Raw genomic sequence first — 1,326 nt, 5'->3', positions numbered from 1 at the left:
GAGGATTCCACATGTCCAAGGTGACCGCCCTTGCGGATGCCGTCGCGAAGATACCGGACGGCGCCACGCTGATGATCGGCGGGTTCATGGGTGTCGGTTCGCCCCATCGGGTGATCGACGAATTGGTGCGGCAGGGCAAACGCGACCTGACGATCATCGCCAACGACACGGCCCGCAAGGGCGTGGACATCGGCAAGCTGATCGACGCCGGCGCGGTCAAGCGTCTGGTCGCCTCGCACATCGGGCTCAACCCGGAGACCCAGAAGCAGATGATCGCCGGCCAGATCGCCGTCGAACTGGTGCCCCAGGGCACGCTCGCCGAACGCATCCGCGCCGGCGGCACCGGGCTCGGCGGCGTGCTCACCGCCACCGGCGTCGGCACGGTCGTCGCCGACGGCAAGCCGACGGTCGAGATCGACGGCGCGACCTTCCTGGTCGAGAAGCCGCTGAAGGCCGACTTCGCCCTGATCGCCGCCTGGCGGGCCGACTACTACGGCAACCTCCAGTACCAGCTGACGGCGCGCAACTTCAATCCGGCCATGGCCATGGCGGGCGCGACGGTGATCGCCGAAGCCCATGAGATCGTGCCGGTCGGGATGATCCCTCCCGACAGCGTCGAGACGGTCGGTGTGATCGTCGATTTCCTCGTGGCTCGGGAGGGCTGACCCCATGGACGAGAAGACTCTGATCGCCAAGCGCGTCGCGCTGGAACTCGTCGACGGCAACCTGGTCAACCTCGGCATCGGCCTGCCGACCATGGTCGCGACCTTCCTGCCCGCGGGAATCAAGGTGTTCTTCCAGTCGGAGAACGGCCTGATCGGCCTGCAGCCGCTGCCGGAACCCGGCACGGCCTCGGAATCCCTGACCGACGCCGGCGGCTCGCCGGTGAGCTTCATCCCCGGTGCGGCGGCCTTCGACAGCGTCGCGTCGTTCGGCTTCATCCGCGGCGGCCATCTCGACGTCACCGTGCTCGGCGGCCTGCAGGTCGACGAGGGCGGGCAGCTCGCCAATTGGATGGTGCCGGGCAAGATGGTGCCGGGCATGGGCGGGGCGATGGATCTGGTGACCGGCGCCAAGAAGGTGATCGTCGCCATGACCCACACCGCCAAGGGCGCGCCGAAGATCCTCAAGAAGTGCGACCTGCCGCTCACCTCGGTGCGCCGCGTGTCGCTGATCGTCACCGAGATGGCGGTGATCGAACCGACCGCCGAAGGTCTGGTGCTGCGCGAGACCGCCCCCGGCGTCACCGTCGCCGAGGTCGTCGCCGCCACCCAGGCCACCCTGATCATCCCCGACCACGTCCCGGAAATGGCCATCGCCTGATCC

Annotated in this window: 2 protein-coding genes; both read left to right on the top strand. The window is 68.3% G+C overall.

The window, feature by feature from the left end; genetic code table 11:
• The first annotated feature begins 11 nt into the window (after window positions 1-11).
• Window positions 12-665: a CoA transferase subunit A gene (locus EYW49_RS22795; RefSeq protein WP_131312031.1), complete on the top strand. Its 654-nt coding sequence runs from the start codon at window positions 12-14 to the stop codon at window positions 663-665.
• A 4-nt stretch (window positions 666-669) separates the two neighbouring features.
• Window positions 670-1,323 (top strand): 3-oxoacid CoA-transferase subunit B, encoded by a 654-nt coding sequence (locus EYW49_RS22790; protein WP_131312029.1) that lies wholly within the window; start codon window positions 670-672, stop codon window positions 1,321-1,323.
• Window positions 1,324-1,326: the final 3 nt, after the last annotated feature.

The organism is Siculibacillus lacustris (assembly GCF_004328075.1).
In the GTDB taxonomy this organism is placed as follows: Bacteria; Pseudomonadota; Alphaproteobacteria; order Rhizobiales; family Ancalomicrobiaceae; genus Siculibacillus; species Siculibacillus lacustris.
Note: the sequence above shows the minus strand (reverse complement) of the source record. Positions and strands in the feature narration are given on the sequence as shown.